Here is a 3,424-nt window from a genome sequence, read left to right as displayed (position 1 = left end):
TGGCCGCTATTTTAGAAGCCCGTGGTTTAAATGTTACCATTTTAAAGCTGGATCCTTACATCAACGTTGACCCAGGCACAATGAGCCCAATTCAACACGGTGAAGTTTACGTTACAGAAGACGGCGCAGAAACTGACCTTGATTTAGGTCACTACGAGCGTTTTATCCGTACCAAAATGACTAGTCGTAATAACTTCACACAAGGCCGTGTATATGAAGACGTATTACGTCGTGAGCGCCGTGGTGAATACCTAGGTGCTACTATTCAGGTTATTCCACATATCACTAACGATATTAAGCAGCGTGTATACGACGGTGCTGAAGGTTATGATATTGCTATTGTAGAAATTGGCGGCACTGTAGGTGATATTGAATCACAACCGTTTATTGAAGCAATTCGTCAGATGGGAACTGAAATTGGCCGCGAACGCGCGCTATTTATTCACTTAACGCTAGTGCCATTTTTAGGCCCTGCCGGTGAAGTTAAAACGAAACCAACTCAGCACTCTGTTAAAGAGTTACGCTCAGTCGGTATTCAGCCAGATATTCTTATTTGTCGTTCAGACCGTAAACTACCTAATAATGAGCGTGCAAAAATCTCATTATTCACAAACGTAGAAGAAAAAGCGGTTATTTCACTACCAGATGTAGACAGCATTTATAAAATTCCTGCGTTATTAAAAACACAAGAATTAGATAACTTTGTATGTCGTCGTTTTCACTTAGATCCACCAGAAGCTGATTTAGCTGAGTGGGAACAAGTACTTTATCAAGAGTCTAACCCAACGGGTGAAGTGACCATTGGTATGGTTGGTAAATATATTGAATTACCAGATGCGTACAAATCGGTTAACGAAGCATTAAAGCATGCGGGTCTTAAAAACCGCCTAACAATCAACATTGAATACGTAGATTCACAAGACTTAGAAAGCAAAGGTGTTGAATTACTTTCACACTTAGATGCTATTTTAGTACCGGGTGGATTTGGCGGACGTGGTGTTGAAGGTAAAATTTTAGCAGCTAAATATGCACGTGAAAATAAAGTACCATACTTAGGTATTTGTTTAGGGATGCAAGTAGCATTAATTGAATATGCACGTAATGTTGCAGGTTTAACAGATGCAAACTCTACAGAATTTAATGCAAATTCAGAAGCACCGGTAGTTGGCTTAATTACTGAATGGCTAGATGCTGAAGGTAATGTTGAAACACGTAGCGAAAAATCTGATTTAGGTGGCACTATGCGTTTAGGCGCACAAAAATGTCATTTAACGCCTGGTTCTAAAGTACATGGAGTATATGGCAGCGACGAAATTGTTGAACGTCATCGTCATCGCTACGAAGTAAATAATAACTTCGTAGAAATACTTGAAAAAGCAGGCTTAAGCTTTACTGGTTTATCAGAAGATAAAAAACTGGTAGAAATTATCGAAAATAAAGATCACCCATGGTTTATTGCCGCGCAGTTCCATCCGGAATTCACGTCAACGCCACGTGATGGTCATCCGTTATTTGAAGGGTTTGTAGCAGCTGCACACATCCACCAAAAAGCGAATTCGTAATTTTAAAAGCCGTGCATATTGCACGGCTTTTTTGTTTTAAGGGCTGACTAAGCTATATAAAACGTAGTAAAGTTAGCTGAACTCACCATTTTGGGAATATAGAGGAATCAAGATGTCAGAAATCGTAAAAGTAATCGGTCGCGAAATTATGGACTCGCGTGGTAACCCAACTGTTGAAGCAGACGTACATTTAGCAGATGGTTCTTGGGGTCGTGCAGCAGCACCTTCAGGCGCATCTACTGGTACTCGTGAAGCATTAGAGTTACGCGACGGTGATAAATCACGTTACTTAGGTAAAGGCGTATTAAAAGCAGTTGGTTATATTAATAAAGAAATTGCTGATGCTTTAGCTGGTCAAAATGCATTAGATCAAAACGCTGTTGATAAAGTGATGCTAGATTTAGATGGTACCGAAAATAAAGAAAAATTAGGTGCAAACGCAATCTTAGCTGTATCACTAGCAACTGCGAAAGCAGCTGCACAGTCTAAAAAAGTTGAGCTTTATGAACATATTGCTGACTTAAATGGCACACCAGGTGTTTACTCTATGCCACTTCCAATGATGAACATCATCAATGGTGGTGAGCACGCAGATAACTCTGTAGATATTCAAGAATTCATGATCCAACCTGTTGGCGCTAAAAACTTCCGCGAAGGCCTACGTATGGGCGCTGAAGTATTCCACAGCCTTGCTAAAGTGCTTAAAGCTGATGGTCATTCAACAGCGGTTGGCGATGAAGGTGGTTTTGCACCTAACCTTGCATCTAACGAAGCGGCTCTTGCTGCAATCAAAGTAGCTGTTGCAAACGCAGGTTACGAGCTAGGTAAAGATATTACTTTAGCGATGGATTGTGCTGCATCTGAGTTTTACGACAAAGAAGCAAACATCTACGATCTTAAAGGTGAAGGTAAAAAATTCACTTCTGAAGAATTTAACTTCTTCTTACAAGATCTTACTAATCAGTACCCAATCGTTTCTATTGAAGATGGTCTTGATGAGTCTGATTGGGATGGCTTTGCACACCAAACTAAACTAATGGGTGATAAAATCCAATTAGTAGGTGATGATTTATTTGTAACTAACACGAAGATTTTAAAACGTGGTATCGACAACGGTATTGCTAACTCAATCTTAATTAAGTTTAACCAAATCGGTTCTTTAACTGAAACTTTAGCTGCAATCAAAATGGCTAAAGATGCTGGTTTTACTGTTGTTATTTCTCACCGTTCTGGTGAAACTGAAGATTCAACAATTGCTGATTTAGCAGTGGGTACTGCTGCAGGTCAAATCAAAACAGGTTCATTGAGCCGTTCTGACCGTGTTGCAAAGTACAACCAATTGCTACGTATTGAAGAGCAATTAGGTGATAAAGCACCGTACAACGGTCTTAAAGAAGTTAAAGGTCAGTAATTCTATTTTACATAGAATATAACTTTTAATTTTAGATGATAAAATCCTCGCCTATGCGGGGATTTTTTATGCCTGATACTTTTTCCAAAGAGATGAAAATAAATTGTATGCTTTAAGCTTGTTGATGTACGCAGCACTAAAGAGTGGAGCACAAAAGTATAACGCTTTACTCATGCTTTAACTTCTTACGCACTCATAGCTGAAACTGCTGCTTTAAAATATCACCTGTAAAACTGGTTTTTAAATAAAAACCACGGGGTAGGGTTTTAATTATTTGCCCATTTGGGCCAATAGCATCAGTGACTATTTTACTATGAGCAGCTTTGGGGCGTATTTGCATAGCATCGCCTAAATGGCCTGATATTTCGTCGACTCTACCTAGCGCAATTAGCTCCATTTGCTCTTCCCAGTCGCGCTGTAACAAAGCGTCTTGTTCAGGTGAAGGCTGCCA

At 39.7% G+C, this 3,424-nt stretch carries 2 protein-coding genes and 1 pseudogene; 2 read left to right on the top strand and 1 reads right to left on the bottom strand.

The features are described 5' to 3' along the window. Window positions 1–1,562: CTP synthase (locus L652_RS0101935; RefSeq protein ID WP_024595055.1), on the top strand; the 1,562-nt coding region annotated here is incomplete at its 5' end. Between the two features lie 112 nt (window positions 1,563–1,674). After that, on the top strand, window positions 1,675–2,973 hold the full coding sequence (gene eno, locus L652_RS0101930; protein WP_002958706.1) for a phosphopyruvate hydratase: 1,299 nt from the start codon (window positions 1,675–1,677) through the stop codon (window positions 2,971–2,973). Window positions 2,974–3,166: 193 nt separating this feature from the next. Here the strand turns inward: eno and L652_RS0101925 are convergent. Then, window positions 3,167–3,424, bottom strand: a pseudogene (locus tag L652_RS0101925) (DNA mismatch repair endonuclease MutH); the annotation flags it as partial.

The sequence above is a fragment of the Pseudoalteromonas sp. TB25 genome, assembly GCF_000497995.1.
Classification (GTDB): Bacteria; Pseudomonadota; Gammaproteobacteria; order Enterobacterales; family Alteromonadaceae; genus Pseudoalteromonas; species Pseudoalteromonas distincta.
Note: the sequence above shows the minus strand (reverse complement) of the source record. Positions and strands in the feature narration are given on the sequence as shown.

What these genes read in the sequence shown, in the direction of transcription:
- eno (WP_002958706.1), top strand. Translation starts at nt 1,675, where the DNA reads ATGTCAGAAATCGTAAAAGTAATCGGTCGCGAAATTATGGACTCGCGT.